This window comes from Thiomonas intermedia (genome assembly GCF_002028405.1).
GTDB lineage: Bacteria > Pseudomonadota > Gammaproteobacteria > Burkholderiales > Burkholderiaceae_C > Thiomonas > Thiomonas intermedia.
Genome location: NZ_CP020046.1, coordinates 1,216,920 through 1,242,455, shown reverse-complemented (window position 1 = coordinate 1,242,455; position 25,536 = coordinate 1,216,920). Strand labels below are relative to the sequence as shown.

The 25,536-nt window shown below is 64.9% G+C and carries 21 protein-coding genes, 1 tRNA gene, 1 other RNA gene and 1 pseudogene; 22 read left to right on the top strand and 2 right to left on the bottom strand.

The window, feature by feature from the left end; translation table 11 throughout:
• Positions 1–4 precede the first annotated feature (4 nt).
• The 4 genes from ispE (at position 5) to BVH73_RS05785 (ending at position 2,942) form a co-directional block, all read left to right on the top strand.
• Complete coding sequence (ispE, locus tag BVH73_RS05800) at positions 5–1,000, top strand: 4-(cytidine 5'-diphospho)-2-C-methyl-D-erythritol kinase (protein WP_079416920.1); 996 nt, start codon at positions 5–7, stop codon at positions 998–1,000.
• 76 nt (positions 1,001–1,076) lie between these two features.
• A tRNA-Gln gene (locus BVH73_RS05795) sits at positions 1,077–1,153 on the top strand.
• Positions 1,154–1,271: 118 nt separating this feature from the next.
• Positions 1,272–2,243 carry a ribose-phosphate pyrophosphokinase gene (locus BVH73_RS05790; protein WP_079416918.1) on the top strand — a complete coding sequence of 324 codons (972 nt, stop codon included), beginning with the start codon at positions 1,272–1,274 and terminating at the stop codon, positions 2,241–2,243.
• A 90-nt stretch (positions 2,244–2,333) separates the two neighbouring features.
• Positions 2,334–2,942, top strand: a complete 609-nt coding sequence (locus tag BVH73_RS05785) for a 50S ribosomal protein L25/general stress protein Ctc (protein ID WP_079416916.1) — start codon at positions 2,334–2,336, stop codon at positions 2,940–2,942.
• A gap of 74 nt (positions 2,943–3,016) precedes the next feature.
• Here the strand turns inward: BVH73_RS05785 and BVH73_RS05780 are convergent, their stop codons facing one another.
• On the bottom strand, positions 3,017–3,409 hold the full coding sequence (locus BVH73_RS05780) for an acyl-CoA thioesterase (RefSeq protein WP_079416914.1): 393 nt from the start codon (positions 3,407–3,409) through the stop codon (positions 3,017–3,019).
• A gap of 203 nt (positions 3,410–3,612) precedes the next feature.
• Between BVH73_RS05780 and BVH73_RS05775 the strand changes: the two genes are divergently transcribed.
• The 6 genes from BVH73_RS05775 to pyrC all read left to right on the top strand — a co-directional run bounded on the left by BVH73_RS05775 (position 3,613) and on the right by pyrC (position 9,978).
• The gene (locus BVH73_RS05775) at positions 3,613–5,451 is read left to right on the top strand and encodes an ABCB family ABC transporter ATP-binding protein/permease (protein ID WP_079416912.1); all 1,839 of its coding nucleotides are present in this window, start codon (positions 3,613–3,615) and stop codon (positions 5,449–5,451) included.
• A gap of 121 nt (positions 5,452–5,572) precedes the next feature.
• Positions 5,573–6,466, top strand: coding sequence for a transporter substrate-binding domain-containing protein (locus BVH73_RS05770; RefSeq protein WP_079416910.1), 894 nt, complete (start codon positions 5,573–5,575; stop codon positions 6,464–6,466).
• A gap of 84 nt (positions 6,467–6,550) precedes the next feature.
• Positions 6,551–7,279 (top strand): amino acid ABC transporter permease, encoded by a 729-nt coding sequence (locus BVH73_RS05765; protein ID WP_079416908.1) that lies wholly within the window; start codon positions 6,551–6,553, stop codon positions 7,277–7,279.
• Positions 7,279–7,965, top strand: coding sequence for an amino acid ABC transporter permease (locus BVH73_RS05760; RefSeq protein ID WP_079416906.1), 687 nt, complete (start codon positions 7,279–7,281; stop codon positions 7,963–7,965). The genes BVH73_RS05765 and BVH73_RS05760 overlap by 1 nt, the downstream gene beginning before the upstream one ends.
• 57 nt (positions 7,966–8,022) lie before the next feature.
• Complete coding sequence (locus BVH73_RS05755) at positions 8,023–8,757, top strand: amino acid ABC transporter ATP-binding protein (RefSeq protein WP_079416904.1); 735 nt, start codon at positions 8,023–8,025, stop codon at positions 8,755–8,757.
• Between the two features lie 150 nt (positions 8,758–8,907).
• Entirely contained in the window at positions 8,908–9,978 is a 1,071-nt protein-coding gene (pyrC, locus tag BVH73_RS05750; protein ID WP_079416901.1) for a dihydroorotase, read from the top strand.
• A gap of 5 nt (positions 9,979–9,983) precedes the next feature.
• Here the strand turns inward: pyrC and BVH73_RS05745 are convergent, their stop codons facing one another.
• Positions 9,984–10,775 carry an oxygen-binding di-iron domain-containing protein gene (locus BVH73_RS05745; RefSeq protein ID WP_079416899.1) on the bottom strand — a complete coding sequence of 264 codons (792 nt, stop codon included), beginning with the start codon at positions 10,773–10,775 and terminating at the stop codon, positions 9,984–9,986.
• A 156-nt stretch (positions 10,776–10,931) separates the two neighbouring features.
• Between BVH73_RS05745 and rnpB the strand changes: the two genes are divergently transcribed.
• The 12 genes and pseudogenes from rnpB to BVH73_RS05685 all read left to right on the top strand — a co-directional run.
• Positions 10,932–11,274: RNase P RNA component class A (gene rnpB, locus BVH73_RS05740), an RNA gene on the top strand.
• A gap of 316 nt (positions 11,275–11,590) precedes the next feature.
• Positions 11,591–12,019 (top strand): division/cell wall cluster transcriptional repressor MraZ, encoded by a 429-nt coding sequence (gene mraZ, locus BVH73_RS05735; RefSeq protein WP_079420378.1) that lies wholly within the window; start codon positions 11,591–11,593, stop codon positions 12,017–12,019.
• Between the two features lie 6 nt (positions 12,020–12,025).
• Complete coding sequence (gene rsmH, locus BVH73_RS05730; RefSeq protein ID WP_079416897.1) at positions 12,026–12,979, top strand: 16S rRNA (cytosine(1402)-N(4))-methyltransferase RsmH; 954 nt, start codon at positions 12,026–12,028, stop codon at positions 12,977–12,979.
• Positions 12,980–12,989: 10 nt separating this feature from the next.
• On the top strand, positions 12,990–13,325 hold the full coding sequence (ftsL, locus tag BVH73_RS05725) for a cell division protein FtsL (RefSeq protein ID WP_079416895.1): 336 nt from the start codon (positions 12,990–12,992) through the stop codon (positions 13,323–13,325).
• Positions 13,322–15,112 carry a peptidoglycan D,D-transpeptidase FtsI family protein gene (locus tag BVH73_RS05720; RefSeq protein WP_079416893.1) on the top strand — a complete coding sequence of 597 codons (1,791 nt, stop codon included), beginning with the start codon at positions 13,322–13,324 and terminating at the stop codon, positions 15,110–15,112. Before ftsL ends, BVH73_RS05720 begins: the two co-directional genes overlap by 4 nt.
• Positions 15,109–18,030, top strand: coding sequence for a bifunctional UDP-N-acetylmuramoyl-L-alanyl-D-glutamate--2,6-diaminopimelate ligase MurE/UDP-N-acetylmuramoyl-tripeptide--D-alanyl-D-alanine ligase MurF (murF, locus tag BVH73_RS05715; RefSeq protein WP_079416891.1), 2,922 nt, complete (start codon positions 15,109–15,111; stop codon positions 18,028–18,030). The genes BVH73_RS05720 and murF overlap by 4 nt, the downstream gene beginning before the upstream one ends.
• Positions 18,020–19,198 carry a phospho-N-acetylmuramoyl-pentapeptide-transferase gene (gene mraY / locus BVH73_RS05710; protein ID WP_079416889.1) on the top strand — a complete coding sequence of 393 codons (1,179 nt, stop codon included), beginning with the start codon at positions 18,020–18,022 and terminating at the stop codon, positions 19,196–19,198. The genes murF and mraY overlap by 11 nt, the downstream gene beginning before the upstream one ends.
• Positions 19,195–20,721, top strand: coding sequence for a UDP-N-acetylmuramoyl-L-alanine--D-glutamate ligase (gene murD, locus BVH73_RS05705; RefSeq protein ID WP_079416887.1), 1,527 nt, complete (start codon positions 19,195–19,197; stop codon positions 20,719–20,721). Before mraY ends, murD begins: the two co-directional genes overlap by 4 nt.
• Positions 20,714–21,949, top strand: a complete 1,236-nt coding sequence (gene ftsW / locus BVH73_RS05700; protein ID WP_079416885.1) for a putative lipid II flippase FtsW — start codon at positions 20,714–20,716, stop codon at positions 21,947–21,949. Before murD ends, ftsW begins: the two co-directional genes overlap by 8 nt.
• Positions 21,946–23,061, top strand: coding sequence for an undecaprenyldiphospho-muramoylpentapeptide beta-N-acetylglucosaminyltransferase (gene murG, locus BVH73_RS05695; RefSeq protein ID WP_079416883.1), 1,116 nt, complete (start codon positions 21,946–21,948; stop codon positions 23,059–23,061). The genes ftsW and murG overlap by 4 nt, the downstream gene beginning before the upstream one ends.
• Positions 23,058–24,476 (top strand): UDP-N-acetylmuramate--L-alanine ligase, encoded by a 1,419-nt coding sequence (gene murC / locus BVH73_RS05690; RefSeq protein ID WP_079416881.1) that lies wholly within the window; start codon positions 23,058–23,060, stop codon positions 24,474–24,476. Before murG ends, murC begins: the two co-directional genes overlap by 4 nt.
• A pseudogene (locus BVH73_RS05685) lies at positions 24,473–25,420 on the top strand (D-alanine--D-alanine ligase); the annotation flags it as partial. The gene murC and the pseudogene BVH73_RS05685, both read left to right, overlap by 4 nt.
• Positions 25,421–25,536: the final 116 nt, after the last annotated feature.

The following is a 25,536-nucleotide window of genomic DNA, read 5'->3' as shown; positions in this document are numbered from 1 at the left end:
GTTCATGCGCGCCCTGTTCAATCTGCCCGCGCCGGCAAAGATCAACTGGTTTCTCCACATCACCGGCAGGCGGCCGGACGGCTATCACACCCTGCAGACGGTCTTTCAGTTCATCGATTGGAACGACGCCATCGATCTGATCCGCCGTGACGACGGGGTCATTCGCAGAATCGGAGCGGACGATCTGCCGCAGGACGATCTCTGCGTGCGCGCGGCGCGTCTGCTCCAGGAGTTCACCGGGTGCCGGAGCGGAGTCGACATTCATCTGCGCAAGTCCATTCCGCAGCAGGCCGGACTCGGCGGCGGCAGCTCAGACGCGGCCACGGTGCTGATCGGGCTCAACCGTCTGTGGCGTCTCGATCTGTCGCGCGCCGACCTCATGAGCCTTGCCCTGCAGCTCGGCGCCGACGTGCCCATCTTCATCTTCGGCCGCAATGCCTGGGCGGAAGGTGTGGGCGAGAAGCTGCAGGCCATCCTGCTGCCCACACCCTGGTTTGCTGTGGTGCATCCAGGACGCGGCCTGTCCACAGGCGCCGTGTTTTCCACCCTCGACTTGACAACCCCAAGGGCCGAAGCAAAAATAGCAGGCTTTGCTGAATGGCTTGGCAAATTTTGCGAGTCTGGTGGGCAAGGGCAAGGCGCTGACCGAGGGATGAATGTTCCGGACGAATTGGGCTTTTCCCCCGCCAAGGGAGCAAGCCCATTGTGGGGCAGGAACGATTTGCAGCCTGGCGCCGTCGCGCTGGAGCCCGAAGTGGCTCGGGCGATGCAGGCCGTACGCGCTGAACTGGATCGCAGGCCATCTGGGCTGCGCTTCGAGGTGCGGATGACGGGCTCGGGTAGTGCAGTTTTTGCCTTGGTCGACGCTTCAGTCGTGCAAGGATTGCAGGACGAGGGCGGTTTACCGGCAGGTGTGCCGGCCTCATGGCCAGCGGGCTGGAGGGGCCGACTATGCAAGGGATTGCGCGAGCATCCCTTGCAGCACTGGATTCAAGCATAATGTCGGCCTTGCGTTGCGAACGCGCAGCGCAAGAAGGCAAACGGTTTTTTAGTCATTCGCCGCGTGCGGATGATGTTGGGGAGTCGCCAAGTTGGTTAAGGCACCGGATTTTGATTCCGGCATGCGAGGGTTCGAGTCCTTCCTCCCCAGCCACGATTTTTGAAAGCCGAATTTTGAAAGCGTTTCGCCTGCGGCGCTGCAGACCGCGGGCTTTGCCAGGGTGGTCAGATGCCCCGGCATTTCAGGCGCAGTAATCGCGCAACACTCCACCATGACACCGAATCCGGCGGACTTTATTCTGTTCACCGGCAATGCCAATCCGGCGCTTGCCCAGGAAGTTGCGGAACAACTCGGTATCGGCCTTGGCCAGGCCTACATCGGCAGGTTCTCGGACGGTGAAGTGACCGTCGAGATCCAACAGAACGTCCGGGCGCGCGAGGTGTTCATCGTCCAGTCCACCTGTGCGCCGACCAATGACAACCTGATGGAACTGCTCATCATGGTCGATGCACTCAAGCGTGCCTCGGCCGAGCGCATCACGGCCGTCATCCCCTATTTCGGTTACGCGCGGCAGGATCGGCGCCCTCGGTCCGCACGTGTGCCCATCACGGCGAAAGTCGTGGCCAACGTCCTGCAGGCGGCCGGCGTTGCGCGGGTGGTCACCATGGATCTGCACGCCGACCAGGTGCAGGGCTTCTTCGATATTCCGGTCGACAACATCTACGCCTCACCGATCTTGTTGTCGGATCTGCGCGAGAAGAATTACAGTGATCTCATCGTTGTCTCGCCCGACATCGGCGGCGTGGTGCGTGCCCGCGCGCTGGCCAAATTGATGGACTGTGATCTGGCCATCATCGACAAGCGCCGCCCCAAGCCGAACGTTTCGGAGGTGATGAACGTCATCGGCGAGATCGAAGGGCGCAACTGCATCATCATGGACGACATGGTGGACACCGCCGGCACGCTGACCAAAGCCGCCGAGGTGCTCAAGACGCGCGGTGCCAAACGGGTCATGGCCTATTGCACTCACCCGGTGCTGTCCGGCCCCGCCATTCAGCGCCTGCAGAACAGCGCCATCGACGAACTGGTCGTCACCAACACCATTCCGCTGCGCGAGGAAGCGCGCGAATGCGGCAAGATCCGCCAGCTTTCCGCGGCCTCGCTCATTGCGCAGACCATTCAGCGCATTGCTTACGGCGGCTCGGTGCTGCAACTGTTCAACGAGCAGGAAACCCTTTTCTGATTCTTTTGTCCGCCGATTCCGGCGGGTTCTCACGGCGCTGGTCGCAGGCGCCGTTTACCACGGGGCATGGCCCCTTTTTCAGGAGTCGACATGAAAGTCGTCGCATTCGAACGTAGTTTGCAGGGCACTGGTGCGAGCCGCCGCCTGCGTCGTGCCGGGAAGACTCCCGGCATCATTTACGGTGGCGAGCAAGCGCCCCAGATGATCGAGCTCGATCACAACGCGTTGTTTCACGCGCTGAAGAAGGAGCAGTTCCATTCGTCCGTTCTGGACATGGACGTGGCCGGCAAGACCAGCCAGGTGCTGTTGCGCGACTACCAGATGCACCCCTACAAGCAACTGGTGCTGCACATCGATTTCCAGCGCGTCGACGCGGGGCACAAGATTGCGATGAAGGTGCCGCTGCACTTCACCGGCGCGGAGAACTCTCCCGCGGTCAAGCTCAGCCATGGCCTGGTCAACCACGTGATGAACGAAGTGGAAGTGTCCTGCCTGCCGGCCGACCTGCCCGAGTTCATCGCGGTCGATCTGAGTGGCTTGGTGCTGCACCAGAGCGTGCACGTCAACGACCTCAAGCTGCCCAAGGGCGTGACGGTGCTCATGCACGGGGTGGACAATCCTGCCGTCGTGACGGTCAGCCCGCCAGCGGGTGGCGTGAGCGACGAAGGTGCTGCTGCCGCCGAGGGCGAAAGCAAGTAATCAGCGTCTTGAAAAACGACAAGGCCGCCCGATGGAAATCCTGAAGGCGGCCTTGTCGTTTGCGGCGCGCAGGGTCAGGACTGATCCACCGGTCGAGGCCGGCGGTCGGCTCCGACCGCGACATAGGTCAGCAGGGCATCGGTGACTTTGATGACCTCGACATTCGACGGTGTGCGCTGCGCGTAGACCTCCACCCGCACGGTGACCGAGGTGTTGCCGACATGGTCGATTTCGGTGAAGAACGACAGCACATCGCCGACCAGAACCGGTTGCTTGAACAGAAACTCCTTCACCGCCACGGTGGCGACGCGGCCTTTGGCGCGCCAGGCGGCCGTGATGCCGCCAGCGATGTCGACCTGCGCCATGATCCAGCCGCCGAAGATGTCGCCGTGCATATTGACGTCGGCAGGGCGGGCCTGAATGCGCAACGTCGGGGCGCGGTCGGGGAGTTGGGGAACAGGGGTCATGGAAGGCTCCGAGCAGAGCGCCGTTTCGGCGCAGATAATCAAAACCCGTAGTTTAAGGAGCCCCTGCATACGCGGCTGAACGTGGTTGCATCCCGGTTTGCCAACGGGTGTGTGATCGCGACACCGATGGGCGGGCTCGCTGAATCCCTTTGTGTGAGCTGCCCCGCCTGTTCGCGGCGGAGGGAGCCCGAACCGTTCATTCCATGCACGCGAGAAACTCCTCCGCCATGCCGGAGTCATCCCCTTCTGCCACCCCGACGCGATCGCGCTGGGCGGTGATTTCAGCGCTTTGGCCTTACCTCTGGGAATACCGCGCCCGCGTGGTGTTGGCGTTGTTGATGATGATCGCCGCCAAGCTGTCGAACGTAGGCGTGCCGCTGGTGCTCAAGGACATCGTCAACGCGCTCGACCTCAGGCCTGGAGACGCCCGTGCTGTGCTCGTCGTGCCGGTGGCGCTGTTGGTTGCCTACGGCTTGCTTCGCTTGAGCGTGTCGCTCTTCACTGAATTGCGCGAGGTCGTGTTTTCCCGGGTGACGCAGGGGGCCGTGCGCAAGGTCGCGCTGCAGGTTTTCGATCATCTGTTCAGTCTGAGCATGCGCTATCACCTGGAGCGTCAGACGGGGGGGATGTCGCGCGATATGGAGCGGGGCACGCGCGCCATCTCCAGCCTGGTGTCGTTCACCCTCTACAGTATTTTGCCCACTCTGGTGGAGATGGCGCTGGTCATCGGCATCCTGCTGGTCAAGTACGACATCTGGTTTGCCGGCATCGCGCTGATCGCGCTGGTGATGTATGTCGGATTCACCATCACCGTGACCGAGTGGCGCACCCAATTGCGCCGTGACATGAACACCCAGGATTCGCGCGCCAACCAGCGAGCCATCGACGCCCTGCTGAACTACGAAACGGTGAAGATGTTTGGCAATGAGGCCCTGGAGTCGGCACGCTACGACGACAACCTCAGGAGCTGGATGCATGCGGCGATCAAGTCGCAGAATTCGCTCTCGCTCCTCAACCTCGGGCAGAGTGTGATCATCGCCACGGCCGTGACGCTGTTGGTGTGGCGGGCGACCGTGGGTGTCGTGAACGGCAGCATGAACCTGGGCGATCTGGTTCTGGTCAACGCGTTCATGCTGCAGCTCTATGCCCCGCTGAATTTCCTCGGCGTGATCTACCGCGAGATCCGGCAATCCACCACCGATCTCGAGCGCATGTTCACCATTCTGGAGGAGCATCAGGAGATCAGGGACGCGCCGCAGGCCCTGCCGTTGCAGGTCGGTCGGGGCGAGGTTCGTTTCGAGAGCGTGCGCTTTGGTTACCACCCCGAGCGCCTTATTCTCGATGGACTGGATTTTGTCGTTCCGGCCGGTACGACACTGGCCATCGTCGGGCCTTCCGGTGCCGGAAAATCCACGCTGGCGCGCCTGCTGTTCCGTTTCTACGCGCCCGAGGCCGGCCGTATCTTGATCGACGGGCAGGATGTTTCGCAGGTGACACAGGCCAGCGTGCGCCGCGCCATCGGCATCGTGCCGCAGGACACGGTGCTGTTCAACGACACCATGGGCTACAACATTGCCTATGGCAAGCCGGGCGCCACAGCGGCCGAGGTGGAAGCTGTGGCGCGCGCTGCCCATATTCATGACTTCATCGTCAGCACGCCCCTGGGCTACGACACGCAGGTGGGCGAGCGCGGGCTCAAGCTGTCGGGTGGTGAGAAGCAACGTGTTGCGATTGCCCGCGCCTTGTTGAAAAACCCGCCCATCCTGATCTTCGATGAGGCCACCTCGCAGCTCGACTCACACAACGAAAAGGCGATTCAGGCCGAGATTCGCGCCGCCTCGCGCGACCGCACGGCCCTGGTCATTGCCCACCGCCTGTCCACCGTGGTCGATGCGCATCAGATCCTGGTGGTGGACAAAGGACGCGTGGTGGAACGGGGCACCCACGCCCAACTGCTCCGGGCCCAAGGTCTGTACGCCCGCATGTGGACCTTGCAGCAGGATGGTCTGAGGCTCGATAGCGAATCCACGGCGATGGCTTGAAAACGGCGCATGCGCGCGTTGGGCGAGAGGCCGGAACAGCAATTGCATACACCTATTGCGCAACTGTGACGTACGGTTACACTTGCCCAATACGTTCACTTCTACCTACACGGAGATTCGCATGATCAAGAAACTGTTTGGTTTGACCGTTCTGGCCGCGGCGGCGTTGTCCAGCGTTCAGGCGGCCGAACTCACGGGCACGCTCAAGAAGGTCAAAGACACGGGCAGCATCACCGTCGGCTACCGCGAGTCGTCGATTCCCTTCTCCTATCTCGACAATACCGGCAAACCCGTCGGCTACGCCATGGAGCTTTGCGGCAAGGTGGTCGATGCCGTCAAGGCCGATCTGAAAATGCCCGATCTGAAGGTCAGCTACGCACCCGTGACCTCCAGCAACCGCATTCCCCTGCTGGAGAACGGCACCATCGATCTGGAGTGCGGCTCCACCACGAATTCGGTGGCCCGCCAGAAGCAGGTGTCTTTCGGGCCGACCTATTTCGTCATCAACGTGACCGCGGCGGTGAAGAAAGATTCGGGCATCAACGACTTCGCCCAGCTCGGTGGCAAGAACATCGTCACCACATCTGGCACCACCGCTGTGCCGCTGCTGAAGAAGTATGAAAAGACCAAGGACATGGACTTCAAGGAAATCTACGGCAAGGATCATGCCGAGAGCTTCCTGCTGATGGCCGATGGCCGCGCCGCAGCCTTCGTGATGGACGACATCCTGCTGGCGGGCCAGATCGCCAACTCCAAGGACCCGTCGGCCTACAAGATCCTGCCGGGCTCGCTGCGCCAGGAGCCCTACAGCATGATGTTGCGCAAGGATGATCCGCAGTTCAAGGCGCTGGTCGACAAGACCATCGACGGCGTCATGAAGTCGGGCGAGATCAACAAGATCTACGCCAAGTGGTTCACCAGCCCGATCCCGCCCAAGGGCATCAATCTGAACTTCCCGGAAACGCCGGCGATCAAGGAGGCCTTTGCCCATCCGAACGACAAGGGCGTCGAATAAGCTGCGCCTTGCGGATACGGAGCCAAGCCGGCAGTTCTGCCGGCTTTTTTCCTTGCACACCAAGAATTCCGTCGAGGGGATGACATGCTGGGCTTAGGCATTTTTCTGGAAGACACGCCCGATGGCGACACGACCTGGGGCATGTCCCTGCTCTCGGGGCTTGAGTACACCCTGATCCTCGTGGTCTGCGCCTGGATCATCGCCATGGTGCTGGGTTCGGTGCTGGGGGTCGTGCGAACGACCAAGAGCCGATTCTGGGTCACCTTGGGTAATGCCTACGTGGAACTGTTCCGCAATATTCCCCTTCTGGTGCAGTTCTTCATCTGGTATTTCGTGCTGCCCAGCGTGATTCCGCCTTTGAAGCGATTCGCCAACGACGTCGATCCCGGCACCTTCCAGATCCTGACCGCCGTGGTCTGCCTTGGCCTGTTCACCGCGGCGCGCATCGCCGAGCAAGTGAAGTCGGGCATCCAGTCGTTGCCGCGCGGGCAGACCTTGGCCGGGCTGGCCCTGGGGCTGACGCCGACGCAGACTTACCGCTATGTGCTGCTGCCCATGGCGTATCGCATCATCATTCCGCCGCTCACATCCGAGTCGATGAACCTGGTGAAGAATTCGGCGGTTGCCTACTCCATCGGCCTGACGGAGCTGTTCTTCCGTACGCGGGAGATGGGCGAGATGACGTTCCGCTACTTCGCGGCCTTTGGCGCCGCCACGGTGCTGTATGTGGCCGTGGCGTTTTCCATCAATCGCATCATGGCGTGGGTGGAACGTGCCTCGGCCGTGCCCGGCTATATGGGCGGGAGCAAGTGATGGGCGGATTCGACTTTTCCTCCATCGTCTCGGTCATGCCCTTTCTGCTCAAGGGCCTGGCCTATACCGTGCAGCTCACCGTGGTGGCGGCGATTGGCGGCACCCTGCTGGGCATTCTCCTGGCGCTGGCGAGGCTGTCGCACCTGAAGTGGCTGTCCACCCTGGCAGCGGGATACATCAATCTGATGCGCTCGATTCCGCTGCTGCTGGTCATCTTCTGGTTCTACTTCCTCGTGCCGGTCATGCTGCAATCGCTCAGCGGTGCGGACTATCCACCCAAGATCGGTGCCGAGCGATCGGCCTATGTGACCTTCATCCTCTTCGAGGCCGCGTATTTCGCGGAGATCGTGCGCGCCGGCATCCAGAGTATTCCCAAGGGCCAGTTGGGCGCCGCATACGCACTGGGCCTGACCTATGCGCAGTCGATGCGTCTGATCATTCTGCCGCAGGCCCTGCGCAATATGCTGCCCGTCCTGCTGACCCAGACCATCGTGCTGTTTCAGGACGTGTCGCTCGTGGCGCTGCTGAACGTCACCGATTTTGTCGGTGCCGCCGTGAAGATCGCCCAACGCGACAGTCGCGTAGTGGAGATGTACACCCTGGTTGCGGTGGTGTATTTCGTGCTTAGTTTTTTGCTGTCGCAAGGCGTCAAACGCCTGCATCGGCGCATCGCCATCGTGCGCTAATTGACCTCTATGGATCGTTCCATGAATCAGACTCCTGTTCAGGGTGCGGCAGCGCCCATGATCGACATTCGCCAGATCAGCAAGTGGTACGGCGATTTCCAGGTTCTCACCGATTGCTCCACGCAGATCGCGCGCGGCGAGGTCGTGGTGGTGTGCGGGCCCTCGGGCTCGGGCAAGTCCACCCTGATCAAGTGCGTGAATGCGCTGGAGCCGTTCCAGAAGGGTGATGTGGTGGTGGATGGCACGTCGATTGCCAACCCGAAGACCGATCTGCCCAAACTGCGTTCGCGTGTGGGCATGGTGTTTCAGCACTTCGAGCTGTTCCCGCATCTGACGGTGGCGGACAACCTCACGCTGGCGCAGATCAAGGTTCTGGGGCGCAGCAAGGCCGAGGCGCGGGAAAAGGGCCTGCTCTATCTTGATCGAGTCGGCCTGTCCTCGCACAAAGACAAGTTCCCAGGACAGCTATCCGGCGGTCAACAGCAACGCGTGGCGATTGCCCGCGCCCTGTCGATGGACCCGATCGCGATGCTGTTCGACGAACCCACTTCGGCCCTCGATCCCGAGATGGTCGGTGAAGTGCTCGACGTGATGGTCAAGCTGGCCGAGGAGGGCATGACCATGATGGTGGTCACGCATGAAATGGGATTTGCCCGCAAGGTGTCTCACCGCGTGGTCTTCATGGACGCGGGGCGTGTCGTGGAGGACTGTCCCACGTCGCAGTTTTTCTCGCCCAGCGAGCAGCGCAGTGAGCGCGCGGCGCATTTCCTGGCAAAGATCCTGCAGCACTGAGACGTTGTGAACAAATCCGCCACTCCCGAGCATGCCGCGCTGGCGTCCCCACTCGGCGTTGCACTCGGTGGCGCCGGATTCATTCACAGCGTTTAAAGCGCTGTCGCAGGGCGGGCGTAGCATGTCGGCGTTGCTGTTTTTGCCGCCGATATGACCTCGATTCAGACGCTCACACTCACCCGTCCCGACGATTTTCATCTGCACCTTCGCGATGGCGCCGCGCTGCGCGATGCCTTGCCCTGGACGGCCAGGCAGTTCGCGCGGGCCATCGTCATGCCCAATCTCAAGCCGCCGGTGGTGCGGCTGCAGCAGGCGCTGGAATACCGGGGCCGCATCCTCGCCGCCTTGCCCGAAGGCAGCGATTTCACGCCCCTGATGACCCTCTACCTCACCGACGACACTACGCCGGCGATGGTGGAAGAGGCTAGGCAGAGCGGAGTCGTCCACGCCTTCAAACTCTATCCGGCGGGAGCCACCACCAACTCGGACAGTGGCGTCACCGAACTCAAGCGCATCTATCCTGCGCTCGAAGCGATGCAGCGCGTGGGCATGCCGCTGCTCATTCATGGCGAGGTCACCGATCCGGAGGTCGACGTCTTCGACCGCGAGGCGGTCTTCATCGAACGGCATCTCATCGCCTTGCGCCGGGCCTTCCCTGAGCTGAAGATCGTGCTCGAGCACATCACCACCGCGCAGGCCGCGCAGTTCGTGCGCGAGGCGTCCGAGCGCGATGACCAGGGCGTGCCCCGCCTGGCGGCAACCCTCACCGCGCACCATCTGCTGCACAACCGCAACGCCATGTTCAAGGGCGGCATGCGACCCCACTACTACTGCCTGCCCGTGCTCAAGCGCGAGACCCATCGTCTGGCGCTGCTCGATGCGGCTACCAGCGGCGACGACCGCTTTTTTCTCGGCACCGATTCGGCGCCGCATGCGCGCCATACCAAGGAAGCCGCCTGCGGCTGTGCTGGCTGCTTTACCGCGGCGAATGCGCTGGAGCTTTATTGCGCCGCCTTCGAGCAGCGCGATGCGCTGCACCGGCTCGATGATTTCGCCAGCCGGTTCGGCGCCGCGTTCTACGGTTTGCCGCGCAACCGCGGTGACATCACGCTTACACGCACACCCTGGAACGTGCCCGAACACCTGCCCTACGCCGACACTGACATCGTGCCCTTGCACGCGGGCGAAGCCATGGAGTGGCAGGTTCAGACTGGCGCTTGAGCAATCTACGCGGCCAGGGGAATGGGCTGGTCGGGCACGCGGTAGTTGCTCAGGGTCATCAGGTCGATGCCGCAACTCAGGTTTTCGGCCCAGTCGATGAACTGAGCGACTGCCGCCTTGCCGCGAATCGGCGCGCCATGCTGCGGCACGATCATCTCGATGTCCAGAGTGCGCACCATGCTGGCCCAATAGCGCAGGATTTTGTTGGACACCATATAGCGCCGGTGGAAGGCTTCCATATGGGGTAGGGCGTCGCTCAGGTTCGTATAGGGGCGGCGTGCCTGCTCGCCACTGACGAGCGAGACCCCCAGATCGCCAGAAAACAGGATCTTGCTGATCGGGTCGTAGAACTGGAAATTGCCCTCCGCATGCAGGAAATGCGCGGGCAGGAGCACCAGATCGCTTTCGCCCAGGCGCAGCGTGCCCCCCGTATCGGGTACGCCGATGATGCGTTTGTCGGTCTTGCCCAGTTTGCAAAAGTGCGGAGCAAAACGCGCCCACAGCCGGGAGATGACCAGATCGGCCTTGGAGGCCGTCATCCATCGATCGAGCGAGGCGATGATGTCGGGGTCGGCGTGCGAGGCCAGCAGATAGTGCAGATCCTGCGGCGCCATGTATTTGCGCATCGTGAGCGTCAGCTCGTTGAAGGTCATATTGCCGCCAGGATCGATGAGCGCGCCGTGGCCGTGATCAATGATGAGAAACTGGTTGGCCTGGACGGCGTCGGCGTTTTCCTCGACCAGATCGCTGAACATCAAGCAGAGATGCGTGCCATTGTTGAAGAGTTCGGTTGCCACGAGCGTGTTCTTTCGTTGAACTGCAAAAACTGTAAAGGCGACGAATCTAATCCTTTGAATGCCTCGCGCCTTGTCCTGGGTCAAGAGCGAGAGTGTCTGGACGAGACTGGCCATACCAGCATGCGCAAAGCGTGAATCCACGATAATCCGATCTGCGAAGTGGAGTGGGCAGTCGCGGTGCGCTTCGCGCATCGAGGAAGGTCCGGACTCCATAGGGTGGGATGACGGCTAACGGCCGTGCACGGTGACGTGACGAACAGGGCCACAGAGACGAGTAAACACCGGGCAACCGGTGTGGACGTGAAACGCGGCAACCTCCATCCGGAGCAACACCAAATAGGCAGACACGCCAGCGGCAACGCTGGCACAGCGCGGCCCGCGCGAGTCTGCGGGTAGGTGGCTTGAGCCCCGTAGCAATGCGGGGCCTAGAGGAATGGCTGCCACGGCGTCGGCGCAAGCCTGCGCTGCACAGAATCCGGCTTATAGCTCCGCTTCGCACTTTCCCTTTTTCTCGGCATCCAGCGGGTGAGGTTGAGTGCTGCTCGGCATTCTGAGGTTGCTCTGGTGCAGCCTTTTTCTAGAAAAGACTTTCACGACTCGCTCTAAAGCGTTCATTTTTAATGGAAACATGCTTATTTACTGGTTTCATAAACAGTATCTAAGTCCTTGTTTTGTAAAAGATTTTTCAGGGTTTCTGGCTTGACCGCGGCTATCGCCATCCCCTAAAGTGGCGATTAGTGCAAAAAAGTGGGAAATTGTGCAGGGCTTTGCACATTCAGGGCTCCCACCAGGGCACGGCAACCGCGGGCGAATTCATGTTCATTGGCATTTCGGCACTCAATCTGGACGGCAAGGGTCGCATGACCGTGCCTGCCCGGCATCGGGATGTGCTGATGGCCCGGTCGCAGGGTCGGCTCACGCTGACCAAGAGCCCTGACGGTTGTCTCATGCTGTTCTCGGATGATGAATGGGTCGGGTTCCGCGACAAAGTCATGCAATTGCCGATGGCGGCGCAGGGCTGGCGCCGCATCTATCTGGGTCATGCGACCGAGACGGAAATGGATGCGACCGGCCGGGTGCTCATTTCGCCCGAGTTGCGCCAGGCAGCGGGACTGGAGCGCGAAGTCGATCTCATCGGCATGGGTCGGCATTTCGAAATCTGGGATCGCGCCAAACATCAGGCGCAAGAAGCGGCGGTGATCGAGGCAGGTATGCCCGATGCCGTGCGCGACATTGTGTTGTGACCGTGTATGCGCCAACACGCTCCCACGCCCAGCGCCGAAACGGCGCACCGCACCGTGTTGCTGCACGAGGCGGTCGACCAATTGATCACCGACCCGAGCGGGGTGTATCTCGACGCGACCTTCGGGCGTGGCGGGCACAGCCGGGAAATCCTGCGTCGCCTGTCGCCTGCCGGACGGCTGATTGCGATCGACCGCGATCCGCAGGCCATCGAAGCCGCGGCCCAGATTCACGATGCGCGTTTTGTGATCGCGCATGCGCCGTTCTCCGAGTTTGCGCGGGTGCTGCGCGATCAGGGCGTGTCGCAGGCCGACGGGCTGCTGTTCGATCTGGGGGTGTCGTCGCCGCAACTCGATCAACCCGAGCGCGGATTCAGCTTTCGCGCTGACGGGCCTCTGGATATGCGCATGGACACCAGCAGCGGGCCAACCGTCGCTGAGTATCTGGCATCGGCAAGTGTGGATGAGATTGCAACCGTGCTGAGGGACTATGGAGACGAACGGGCGGCTGTCCAGATTGCAAAGAAGATTGTGGCTCGCCGCGATGCCGGAGCGCCCCTTGCGCGCAGCGGCGAACTCGCCGCACTGGTTGCCGCCACAGTCAAGAGTCGTGAGCCGGGCCAGGATCCGGCCACCCGCACGTTTCAAGCTCTTCGGATTCACGTCAATGCCGAGCTTGCGCAGATCGAAGCGGCGTTGAGCCAGGTGCTCGACTGCCTGAAACCGGGCGGGCGGCTGGCCGTGATCAGTTTTCACTCACTCGAAGACGCGCTGATCAAGCGCTTCATTCATCGCCATGCCCGCGCGCCCGCCGTCGATCGGCGCCAGCCCTTCGTGCCCGGGCTTTCGGCCGAGTTCAAGCCGGATTTGAGCGAAGTGGCGCGGCTGCGCCCTACGGCGGCGGAAGTCAGCGGCAACGCGCGGTCGCGCTCCGCCATGCTGCGCGTGGCGCAACGGGTCTGAGGGGCAAGCCATGACCCGCATCAACCTCGTGCTCCTGTTCGTCGTGGTGCTGTGCGCCATGTCGGTGGTGCGCGCGCAGTACCAGGGCAGGCGCACCTTCGCGGCCCTGGACGTGGCGCAGCAGCGCGCTGAGCAGCTGCAGATGGACAAGGATCGTCTTCAGGTGGAGTACCGCGCGATGAGTGCGCCGGGGCGCATCGAGCAGATCGCCCGAACCCAGCTCGACATGCGCCCGATCACCGCGGCGCGTACCGTGTTCGTGCACGAAGGCCAGTCGACGCTGACGCCCTTGCCCGCCGTGCCGCAGTCTCAGCCCCGTTCAGCCGGCAAGGGAGCGCACCGATGAAAAATCCTGCGCTGCGCCCTCACATGCCTGCTGCCAGTTACGACAAGAGCCCGCTGCTCAACGTCAAGCTGCCGCCGGGCCGTGCCTGGCTGGTCAAGGGGTTGTTGTTCGCCGCCTTCGCGGCGCTGGCCCTGCGCGCTTTCTGGGTGCAGGTCTGGACGACCCAGTTCTACCAGAATCAGGGCGAGCTGCGTTTTGTGCGCACCATCGAGCTGCCGGCCATGCGTGGCCGCATTCTCGATCGCAACGGCAACATCCTGGCGTCGAGCATTCCCGCGAAGACCATCTGGGCCGATCCGACCCAGGTCGAGTCCGACAACGGCAAGGTGCAGCAGCTCGCGCGGCTGCTGGGCCTGAACGCCGCCGATCTGAAGCGCCGCCTCGATTCCGACAAGCAGTTTGTCTATCTCAAGCGGCAGGTGGACATCGACATCGCCAAGCAGGTCAAGGCGCTGGGCATCAAGGGCATTTACGAGTCGCCCAGCTATAAGCGTTACTACCCGGAAGGGTCGGCGGCAGCGCAGCTCATCGGCTTTTCCAATATCGAGGGTCAGGGCCAGGACGGCATGGAACTGGCGCTGCAATCGCGCCTGGCTGGCCATCCGGGCGTGCGCAAGGTCGTCAAGGACCGGCTGGGCAATGTGATCGAGGACGTGTCGGGCGGCGTGCCGCCAGTGGATGGGCAGGATGTGCGCCTGTCGATCGACAGCAAGATCCAGTACCTCACCTATCAGGCGCTCAAGCAGTCGGTGGTGGACAACAAGGCCAAGAACGGCAGCGCCGTCGTGATCGATGCGAAGACCGGCGAAATCCTGGCCATGGCCAACTATCCGAGCTTCGACCCCAACACACGCCGCCGCATGACCGAGTCGGACATCCGCAACTACGCGGTGACCGACGCCTTCGAGCCGGGCTCCGTGCTCAAGCCCATCACGCTGAGTGCGGCGCTGCAGGCCGGGCTCATCACGCCGACCACGGTGTTCCACACCGCGCCGGGCTGCCAGCAGTTCTTCGGCGCCAATATCTGCGACGACAACAACAACGGCGATATCGAACTGCCGCAGGTCATCCAGTATTCGAGCAACGTCGCCACTTCCCAGGTGGTGAGCAAGATGCCGGCCCAGGTGCAGTGGAATATGTACACGGCGGTCGGGTTCGGTCAGCGTCCGCAGATCGAGTTTCCGGGCGCCACCAGCGGGCTCATGCGGCCGATGAAGCGCTGGCGTCCGATCGACCGGATCACCATGGGGTTCGGCTACGGCCTTGGCGTCTCCACCCTGCAGCTGGCGCATGCCTATCTAATCTTCGCCGACCGCGGCCGCATCTTCCCGGTCACTTTGTTCAAGCACGACGAGGCACCCGAAGGCGTGCAGGTCGTCTCGCCCACCGTGGCGCGTGAAATGCGCGGCATGCTGGCGCTGGTGACGCAACCTGGCGGCACCGCACCCGCGGCGGCCGTGCCGGGCTATTCCACGGGCGGCAAGACGGGCACGGCCTGGATCGCCAAGGATGGCCGCTACGACAAGAAGCTGTTCCGGGCCCAATTCGTCGGGCTGGCGCCGATCAACCATCCCGTGCTGGTGATGGCGGTCTCGGTGGACCAGCCCTCGGCCGGCAAACACTTCGGGGGCCAGGTCTCCGCGCCTGTGTTCGGCGCCGTGGTGCCGCAGGCTCTGCGCATTCTGGGCGTGCAGCCTGACCTGCCGGTCAAGCCCGATCTGGTGCCCGCACAAACGGCGCAGGCCTTGCAGCTGCCGGCCGGTCGGCTGGTGAAGGGGGGCGCATGAAGACGGTCGATGCCGTGCTGCAGGCGCTGCGCGATCTGCGGGTCGGGCCGCGGGCGCCCTGGTCCACCGACAGTCGCAGCCTGCGGCCGGGCGAGGTATTCGTCGCCTGGCCGGGTGCTGCGCGCGATCCGCGCCAGTTCGCCATGCAGGCGCTGGCGGCCGGTGCGGCGGCGGTGCTGGTCGAGGCCGAAGGCGCGCAGCACTTCGGTTTCTCCGATCGGCGCATTCTGGCGGTGGATGGCCTCAAGGCCCTGGCGGGTCCGCTGGCGGCCGCCTGGTACGACCATCCGTCGCGGCAGGTCAAGCTGTTGGCGGTGACGGGAACCAACGGCAAGACCTCCTGTGCGCTATGGACCGCCCAGGCCCTGAACGCAGCGGGACGGCGCTGCGGGGTGATCGGCACGCTCGGCGCGGGATGGCCCGACGCCCTGCGGTCCACCGGATTCACCACGCCCGACCCCGTGCGTCTGCAGGCGCTGCTCGCCATCTTGCGTGAACAGGGTGCCGAGTGGTGTGCGATCGAAGCATCGAGCATCGGCCTGGAAGAGCACCGCCTGGCGGGCTGCGAGCTGCATGCCGCGGCCTTCACCAATCTCACCCAGGATCACCTCGATTACCACGGCGATATGGCGTCCTATGCGCGCGCCAAGCAGGCCTTGTTTGCCTGGCCGGGTCTGCGCCATGCCGTGCTCGACATCGACGACCCCTTCGGCGCTTCGACCCTGTTGGAAGACTGCCGCAGCCGTGGCCTGGCGGTGCAGACGTCTGCGTTGAGCGCCCCTGCGGATTGGCGTGCCGAGAACCTGGAGCAGAACCTCGCGGGCCAGCGATTCACGCTGGTGCATCGCCATGCTCGCCACCCCCTCGATCTGCCCGTACTCGGCGCCTTCAACCTGCGCAATCTTCTGGTCGTGGCGGCTCTGTTGCAGACCACGGGCATGGACGCCGCCGAGATTGCAGACGCGCTGCGCACCGTGCGCGCCGTACCCGGTCGCATGCAGATGCTTGGAGGCCATGGCGCGCCCCTGGCCGTCATCGACTATGCCCACACGCCCGACGCGCTGGACAAGGCGCTGCAGGCCCTGCGCCCCGTGACGGCGGCCCGGCAGGGCAGACTGTGGTGCGTGTTCGGCGCGGGCGGTGATCGTGACGCGCGCAAGCGCCCGCTGATGGCCCAGGCCGCGCAGCGCCACGCCGACCGCGTGGTGCTGACCAGCGACAACCCGCGCAGTGAGGCGCCCGAAGCCATCCTTCAGGATCTGCTCGCCGGCGTGACGCACGAGGTTGCCACGCCGTTTTCCACGGTGGAAGATCGTGCGCTGGCCATCGCCCAGACCCTTGCCCATGCGGCTGTCGACGATGTCGTGCTGATTGCCGGCAAAGGCCACGAGAACACTCAGGAGATCGCCGGACACAAGCAGGCCTTCAGCGACGCCTTCCATGCCCGCATGGCGCTGGCTGCGCGGGGCGCGGGTCTGTGCACCTTGGGCGAAGCGCGTGATTGGATCGGGCCCGGCGCTCAGCTCATCGGCGAAGCCGGCGTGGCGCCCGTCGCGGTGGAAACCGACAGCCGCAGGCTCACGCCCGGCGCCCTGTTCGTCGCGCTGCGCGGCGAGCGCTTTGACGCCCATGAGTTTCTGCCCCAGGCCAGGGCCGCGGGCGCCAGCGCCTTGCTGGCCGAGCGCGGCATTGCGGCCGCCGGCCTGCCCGGTATCGAGGTGGCCGACAGCCTGCGGGCCTTCGGCTTGCTGGCGCGGGGCTGGCGACGGCAACAGACCTTGCCCCTGATCGCCGTGACCGGAAGCAATGGCAAGACCACGGTGACGCAGATGCTCGCCTCCATCCTGGCCGCCTGGCACGGCGACGACCGGCGGCTGGCGACCCGGGGCAATTTCAACAACGACGTGGGCGTTCCGCTCACCTTGCTGCGCCTGCGTCCGCAGCATCAGGCCGCCGTGGTCGAGCTGGGCATGAACCATCCGGGCGAGATCGCCTGGCTGGCCCGTCTGGCCGAGCCCACCGTGGCCGTGGTGAACAACGCCCAGCGCGAGCATCAGGAATTCATGCAGAGCGTCGAAGCCGTCGCCCGGGAGAACGGCGCCGTGCTTGCCGCGCTGCCGCAGGACGGCGTGGCCGTGTTCCCCGCCGACGATGCCCAGGCCGCGATCTGGGCGGCGCTGAGCGCGGGGCGGCCAAGCCTGCGCTTTGTCTTGCGCGAGGGCGAAACCTCCGCACCCGAAGCCGAAGTCAGCGGTCAGGCCTTCTATCGGGAAGGACAACTGCGATTGCAACTCCACACGCCCGCCGGGCATGCCGAAGTCGGTCTGGCCTTGCTCGGGCGGCACAACGCCCGCAACGCGCTGGCGGCGACCGCGGCGGCCCTGGCCGCAGGGGCGCCCCTGGAGGCCATCTGCCGCGGCCTCGAGAGCTTTTCCCCGGTGGCGGGACGGCTGGTGCCTCATCGTCTGAAAAGGGCTGACGGCCGGGCGCTGCTGTTGATCGACGACAGCTACAACGCCAATCCAGACTCGGTCCGCGCGGCCATCGACGTTCTGGCCGAGCTGCCCGGGCGCAGCCTGCTGCTCCTCGGCGACATGGGGGAAGTGGGCGACCAGGGTCCGGCCTTTCATGCAGAAGTGGGCGCCTACGCCGCGCAACGCGGCATGGCGGCCTTGTGGACCTGTGGCGAGATGACGGCGCACACGCAGGCCGCCGCGCAGGCCGCCGGCCTGCGCGAGGCCCGCCATGAGCCCGATGTGACGGGCTTCGCCTTGCAGTCGCCTGACCTGGACGGCTTCGACACCGTGCTGGTGAAGGGCTCGCGGTTCATGCGCATGGAGCGCGCGGTGCAGGACATCGCGGCACTGGCCACGAACGGCAACGACGCCCGCGATCAGGAGGTGCCCCATGCTGCATAGCCTGGCCATGTGGCTGATGGATCTCTCGCCCGACCTGCGCTTCTTCCGGGTGTTCAACTACATCACTTTTCGCGCGGTCATGAGCACGCTCACGGCCCTGTTCATCGGCCTGCTTGCGGGCCCGGCCGTGATCCGCAAGCTCACGGCGATGAAGGTCGGCCAGGCGGTGCGTCAGGACGGTCCGCAGACCCACCTCATCAAGACCGGCACGCCCACCATGGGCGGCGTGCTCATCCTGCTGTCCATCGGCGTGTCCACCCTGCTGTGGATGGATCTGAGCAACCGCTTTGTCTGGCTGGTCCTGCTGGTGACGCTGGGCTTCGGTGCCATCGGCTGGGCCGACGACTACCGCAAGGTGGTGTACCGCGACCCCAACGGCATGCGTTCGCGCGACAAGTATTTCTGGCAGACCCTCATCGGCGTGGCCGCCGCGTTCTATCTGGCCTTTGCGGTATCGGGCAAGAGCAATGCCGCGGTCTGGCATCTGTTCGTGGAGTGGCTGCGCAGCGGCATGACCATGCCCTTGCCGCCGGTGTCCGACCTCATCGTGCCGTTCTTCAAGTCGGTCAGCTATCCACTGGGTGTGACCGGCTTCATCGTGCTGAGCTATCTGGTCATCGTGGGCAGCAGCAACGCGGTCAACCTGACCGACGGCGCCGACGGCCTGGCCATCATGCCCGTGGTCATGGTCGGCAGCTCGCTGGGTGTGTTTGCCTATGTGGTGGGCAACGCGGTGTATTCCAAATACCTGCTGTTCCCTTTCATTCCCGGCACGGGCGAGTTGCTGATCTTCGTCGGCGCCATGGTGGGGGCCGGGCTGGCCTTCCTCTGGTTCAACGCCTATCCGGCGCAGGTGTTCATGGGCGACGTGGGGGCGCTGGCCCTGGGCGGCGCGCTGGGCACCATCGCCGTCATTGTGCGTCAGGAAATCGTGCTCGCGGTCATGGGCGGGGTGTTCGTGGCCGAGACGGTGTCGGTCATGATCCAGGTGACCTACTTCAAATATACGAAGAAGAAGTACGGCGTGGGGCGGCGCATTTTCAAGATGGCGCCGCTGCACCATCACTTCGAGCAGCTCGGGGTGAAAGAGTCGCAGGTCGTGGTGCGGTTCTGGATCGTCACCATGATTCTCTGTCTGGTGGGCCTTGCGAGCCTGAAACTGCGATGAACCTGAGCTCGCTCTCCGTTCTCGTGCTCGGCCTGGGCGAATCGGGCCTGGCCATGGCACGCTGGTGCTCCGCGCAGGGCGCGAGGGTGCGCGTGGCCGACAGCCGGTCGGAGCCGCCGGGCCTGGCCGTACTGCAGCGCGATTTGCCCTCGGTGCCAGTGCACGGCGGCAGCCTGGATGTTGCGCTGCTGGACGGCGTGCAGCTGGTGCTGCGCAGCCCGGGCATCGCGCCGCATGCGACGGCGTTTTCCGCCCTCGTGCAGGCGGCCAACGAGCGTGGCGTGCCCATCGCCGGCGAACTGCATCTGTTCCAGTGGGCGCTCGACGCCTTGCGCGCCGAGCGCGGCTATGCGCCCAAGGTCGTGGCCATCACCGGGACGAACGGCAAGACCACGGTGACCCGCCTGACCGGGCTGATGCTCGAACGCGCGGGCTGGAGCGTCGCGGTGGCGGGGAACATCTCTCCGTCGATGCTCGACGTGCTGCAGGCCAGCCTCCAGGCGGGTGATCTTCCGGACGCGTGGGTGCTGGAACTGTCCAGTTTTCAGCTTCATGGCATGGAGACCTTCGCCGCGGACGCCGCCACGGTGCTCAATCTCACCCAGGATCATCTCGACTGGCACGGCGACATGGCGGCCTATGCCGCCGACAAGGCCAACATCTTCGGTGGCGAGGCTGCGGCTGGGGTCACGGTGCTCAACCGCGACGATCCCGCCGTGCTGGCGATGCGGCGCCCGGGGCGCCGTTTGCGGCGCTTCGGTCTTTCGGCGCCGCAACAGCCTGGCGATTGGGGCGTGACGCGTGAGGGCGGCCTCGACTGGCTGGTGCGCGCGCTTCCCGATGTCGAGGCCGAGCGCGCACTGGCTTCACCGCCCGTCGCGCGCCGCGGCAAGTCGGCCGTGCAACCCGCCACCGAGCTGAGCCTGCAGCGTCTCATGCCCACGGAGGCCCTGCGCATCCAGGGCGGGCACAACATTGCCAATGCACTCGCAGCCCTCGCGTTGGGCGACGCGGCCGGCGCGCCCCTGGCGCCCATGCTGCACGCGCTGCGCGACTACCGGGGCGAACCGCACCGCATGCAGACCGTGGCCGTGATCGACGACGTGCGCTGGATCGACGACAGCAAGGGCACCAATGTCGGCGCCACGGTTGCGGCGCTGGCCGGTATGCAGAGTCCGGTCGTGCTCATCGCCGGAGGCGACGGCAAGGGACAGGATTTCTCGCCTCTGCGCGCTCAGGCAGCCCGCTTGCGCGCTGCCGTCCTCATCGGCCGTGATGCCCAGGCCATCGCCGATCAGCTTGGCGACCTGGCGCCCGTCGAACTGACACAGTCCCTGGAGCAGGCCGTGCAACGCGCCGCCACGCTGGCCCAGACCGGCGACGTGGCGTTGTTGTCACCCGCCTGCGCCAGTCTCGACATGTTCCGCAACTACGCCCACCGTGCCGAGGTGTTCGTTGCCGCCGTCCGAGCACTCGCAGAAAGCCGTGGACAGGTCTGGAACGAAGGGGCCGATCATGCTTGACCGCATGCTGCCCTTCCTCGGCCGCAAGCGCAACAAGGCGTCCGCTGACCTGCCGGTGCGCGTGGGCCACATGGCGCCACGCAACTCGCGCATGCTGGAGTACGACCAGAACCTGGTCTGGGTCACGCTGCTGCTGCTTGCCTACGGCCTGGTCATGGTGTATTCGGCCACGATTTCCTTTCACGATTCGCCGCGCTACGCGCAGTGGTCGCCCTATCACTATTTCATGCGCGATCTGTTCTCGATCGCCGCGGCACTGCTGGCGAGCTGGATCGTGGTGCAGATTCCGATGGCCGAGCTGCAGAAGTGGTCGATGCGTTTCTTCTTCCTGTCGCTGATCGGGCTGGTGCTCGTGCTGCTGCCGCATATCGGCAAGGATGTGAACGGCTCCAAGCGCTGGGTGGTGCTGCCCGGCGGGCTGAACTTCCAGCCCTCCGAGCTGGTCAAGCTCACCGCGCTGATCTACACCGCCGATTTCATGTCGCGCAAGCAGGAGGTGAAGCAGAGTTTCTTCAAGACTTTCCTGCCGATGATGGCGGTGATGATGATCGTGGGCGTGCTGCTGCTGGCCGAGCCGGACATGGGCGCCTTCCTGGTGATCGCGTCCATCACCCTGGCCATCCTCTTTCTGGGCGGGGCCAACGGGAAGCTGTTCGCGCTGTCCAGCGTGGCCGTGATCGGCGCCTTCGTGCTGATGATCGTGCTCTCGCCGTGGCGGCGCGACCGCATCTTCGCTTACCTCAACCCGTGGGCGGAGTCGAACGCGCTGGGCAGCGCCTATCAGCTCTCGCACGCGCTCATTGCCATGGGGCGCGGCGAGTGGTTCGGCGTCGGCCTGGGGGGCAGCATCGAAAAACTGCACTACCTGCCCGAGGCGCATACCGACTTTCTGCTGGCCATCATCGGTGAGGAACTCGGGCTGGTGGGCGTCGGCGTGGTGATCTTCGCGTTCTACTGGATCGTGCGCCGCGCCTTCGACATCGGCCGCCAGGCGCTGGTGCTCGACCGCATGTACAGCGCCCTGGTGGCACAGGGCATCGGTGTGTGGATCGGCGGCCAGGCCTTCATCAATATCGGCGTGAATCTCGGCCTGCTGCCCACCAAGGGGCTGACGCTGCCGCTGATGAGCTATGGCGGCTCGGCGCTGCTGCTCAACTGCATGGCCATCGCCGTGCTGCTGCGCGTCGATTTCGAGAACCGGGTTCTGATGCGCGGAGGTCATGTATGAGCCAGACCGCTCCCGTCGCCGTCATCATGGCCGGAGGCACCGGCGGTCATATCTTCCCCGGCATGGCCGTGGGCGAGGGGCTGCGCGCCGCGGGCTGGACGGTGTACTGGATGGGCGCACCCACGGGCATGGAGGCGCAGCTCGTGCCGCGTCACGGCTTTGACATGCTCTGGGTGCGCTTCGGTGGTCTGCGTGGCAAGGGGCTGCTGACCAAGCTGCTGCTGCCGCTGAATCTGCTGCGTGCGTTCTGGCAGGCTTGGCGCGCCCTGCGGCGGGTGGGTGCCGATGTGGTGGTCAGCATGGGTGGCTACATCGCCTTTCCCGGCGGACTGATGAGCGTGTGGGCCGGGGCCAGGCTGGTGGTGCATGAGCAGAACGCGGTGGCCGGTCTGGCCAACAAGGTGCTGGCGCGTCTGGCCGATCGCAGCTACAGCGCCTTCCCGGAGGCCTTGCCGGGTGCCGCCTGGGTGGGCAATCCGGTTCGCGCCGAGATCTGCGCCTTGCCTGCGCCCGAGCAGCGCTACGCCGGGCGTAGCGGGCCGCTGCAGGTGCTCGTGGTCGGCGGCAGCCTGGGGGCGCAGGCGCTCAATACGCTGGTGCCGCAGGCGCTGGCGCTGCTGTCCGAACAGACGCGACCGCAGGTGCGCCATCAAAGCGGGGCCAAGCAGTTGCCGGCCTTGCAGCAGGCCTACGCGCAGGCGGGTGTCCAGGCCGATTGCGTGGCCTTCATCGACGACATGGCCGCGGCCTATGCGCAGGCTGATCTGGTGATCTGCCGTGCAGGGGCCTCCACCGTGACCGAAGTGGCCTGCGCGGGCGTGGCCGCGCTGTTCGTGCCGTTTCCCCACGCAGTCGACGATCACCAGACGGTGAACGCGCAATTTCTCGCAGGCCGCGATGCGGCGCTGCTGATTCAACAACGCGACCTGAGCGCACAGAGGCTTGCAGAACTGCTGCAAAGCCTGGACCGCGCGCGGCTGCTGCAACTGGCGCAGGCGGCACGCGGCCTGGCACAGCCCGACGCGGTGCAGGCGGTGGTGGCGGGCTGCATCGCCCTGCTGCCGGGTGGCGCAACAAGGCAAGGACAAGGAAGGCTGGGACAGGGGCGATGAAACACGCCATTCGCACGATTCATTTCGTCGGCATCGGCGGCGCCGGCATGAGCGGTATCGCCGAGGTGCTGCACAACCTGGGCTACGGCGTCAGCGGCTCGGATCTGAACGAGAGTGCCACGGTGCGCCGACTGCGTGATCTGGGTTTGCGCGTGGCCATCGGGCACGACGCTGCGCAGGTGCAGGACGCCGATGCCGTGGTGATTTCCACCGCGGTGCGCGCCGACAACCCCGAGGTGCTCGCGGCGCGCGCACGCCATATTCCGGTCGTGCCACGCGCTGTCATGCTGGCGGAGCTGATGCGTCTGAAGCGCGGCATCGCGATTGCGGGCACGCATGGCAAGACCACCACGACCAGTCTGGTCGCCAGTGTGCTGGCCGAGGGCGGGCTCGATCCGACCTTCGTGATCGGCGGCAGGCTCAACAGCGCGGGCGTCCATGCCAAGCTTGGGCAGGGCGAATACATCGTGGTCGAGGCGGACGAATCCGACGCGTCCTTCCTCAATCTGCTGCCAGTGATGGCCGTGGTCACCAATATCGACGCCGACCACATGGACACCTACGGCCACGACCCGGCCCGGCTGCGCCACGCCTTCGTCGATTTCATCGCCCGGCTGCCTTTCTATGGCGCCGCGGTGTTGTGCGTGGACGACGCGGCGGTACGCGGCATCATGCCGTTCATCTCCAAGCCCATCACCAGCTACGGCTTTGCCGAGGATGCGCAGGTGCGCGCCATCGACGTGCGGGCCGACGGCGCCCAGATGCGCTTCACCGTGCTGCGTCGCAATGGCGTGGAACTGCCGCCCCTGGCCATGACGCTGAACCTGCCGGGGCGTCACAACGTGCAGAACGCGCTGGCGGCCATCGCCATCGCCACCGAGCTGAATGTGGACGACGCCGCGATCCAGCGCGCGCTGGCGGGCTTCACCGGCGTGGGTCGGCGCTTTCAGCGCTACGGCGAAGTTCGCGCGGCCCATGGCGGCCCGTTCACGCTCATCGACGACTATGGCCACCACCCCGCCGAGATGGCCGCCACGCTGGCGGCCGCGCGCGGCGCGTTTCCGGGGCGTCGGCTGGTGTTGGCCTTCCAGCCGCACCGCTACACCCGCACCCGCGATCTGTTTGAAGACTTCGTCAAGGTGTTGGGCGATGCCGACGCGGTGCTGCTGGCCGAGGTCTACGCCGCGGGCGAGGCGCCGCTGGTGGCGGCCGACGGGCGCAGCCTGGCGCGCGCGGTGCGCGTGGCCGGCAAGACCGAGCCGGTGTTTGTCGAAGCCATCGGCGACATGCCCCAGGCCATTCTGGACATGACCCGAGACGGCGATGTGGTGATCTGCATGGGCGCGGGTTCGATAGGCGCCGTCGCCGCGCAGGTGGTGGCGCTGGCGGCCGGCACAGAGGGAGACGCGACATGACGACATGGCCCAAGATCGATCCGCGCGGCCTGGGCCGCGTCGCAGTGCTCATGGGAGGGCTGTCGGCCGAGCGCGAGGTGTCGCTGATGTCGGGCAAGGGTGTGCTCGCGGCGCTGCAGTCGCGCGGCGTCGATGCCTTCGCCTTCGATCCTTCGGTGGATGATCTGGGGGCGCTGCGGTCGTTCGGTGCGCAACGGGCGTTCATCAATCTGCACGGCCGCTGGGGTGAAGACGGCACGGTGCAGGGCGCGCTGGAACTGCTGGGCATCCCCTACACCGGGCCCGGCGTGCTGGCCTCGGCGCTGGCGATCGACAAGGGCATGACCAAACGGCTGTGGCAATGCGAAGGCCTCTCGACGCCGCAATGGCGCGAGGTGGGCACGCTCGAAGAGGCCCGCGAAGCGGCGCAGGCCCTGGGTTTTCCGCTGATCTTCAAGGCGACGCACGAGGGCTCGACCCTGGGTCTGAAGCGGGCCGACGGCGCCGACGGCGTGGATGAGGCCTACCGCGAGGCAGCACGCTTCGACTCCCGCGTGCTGGTCGAGCAGTTCATCGAGGGCGACGAGGTCACCTGCGCGGTGATCGGCACCGGCGTCCAGGCCCGGGCGCTGCCGCTCATCCGCATCGTCGCGCCGGGCGGCAACTACGACTACGAACACAAGTATTTCAGCGACGACACGCGCTATATCTGTCCGAGCGAACTGCCCGCCGAGGAAGAGGCGCGCATTCAGGACCTGGTGCTGCGCAGCTATCGCACGCTGGGCTGCCGCGGCTGGGCGCGGGCCGATGTCATGATCCGCGCCACCGACCGTCAGCCCTTTCTGCTCGAAATCAACACCTCGCCCGGCATGACTGGCCACTCGCTGGTGCCCATGGCCGCGCGCGTGGCGGGGCTGGAGTATGCCGAGCTGTGCCTGCTCATTCTCAGCATGGCCGCGCTCGATCAATCGCACGGGGAGAGTGTGAGCCCCCACGCTTCGGCTTCGCCTGCGCTGCCCCCCGAGGGGGCTGCCTCCGTCTTGGGGCGGCCCGGCGACGGAGGTGCTGGCCCCCACGCTTC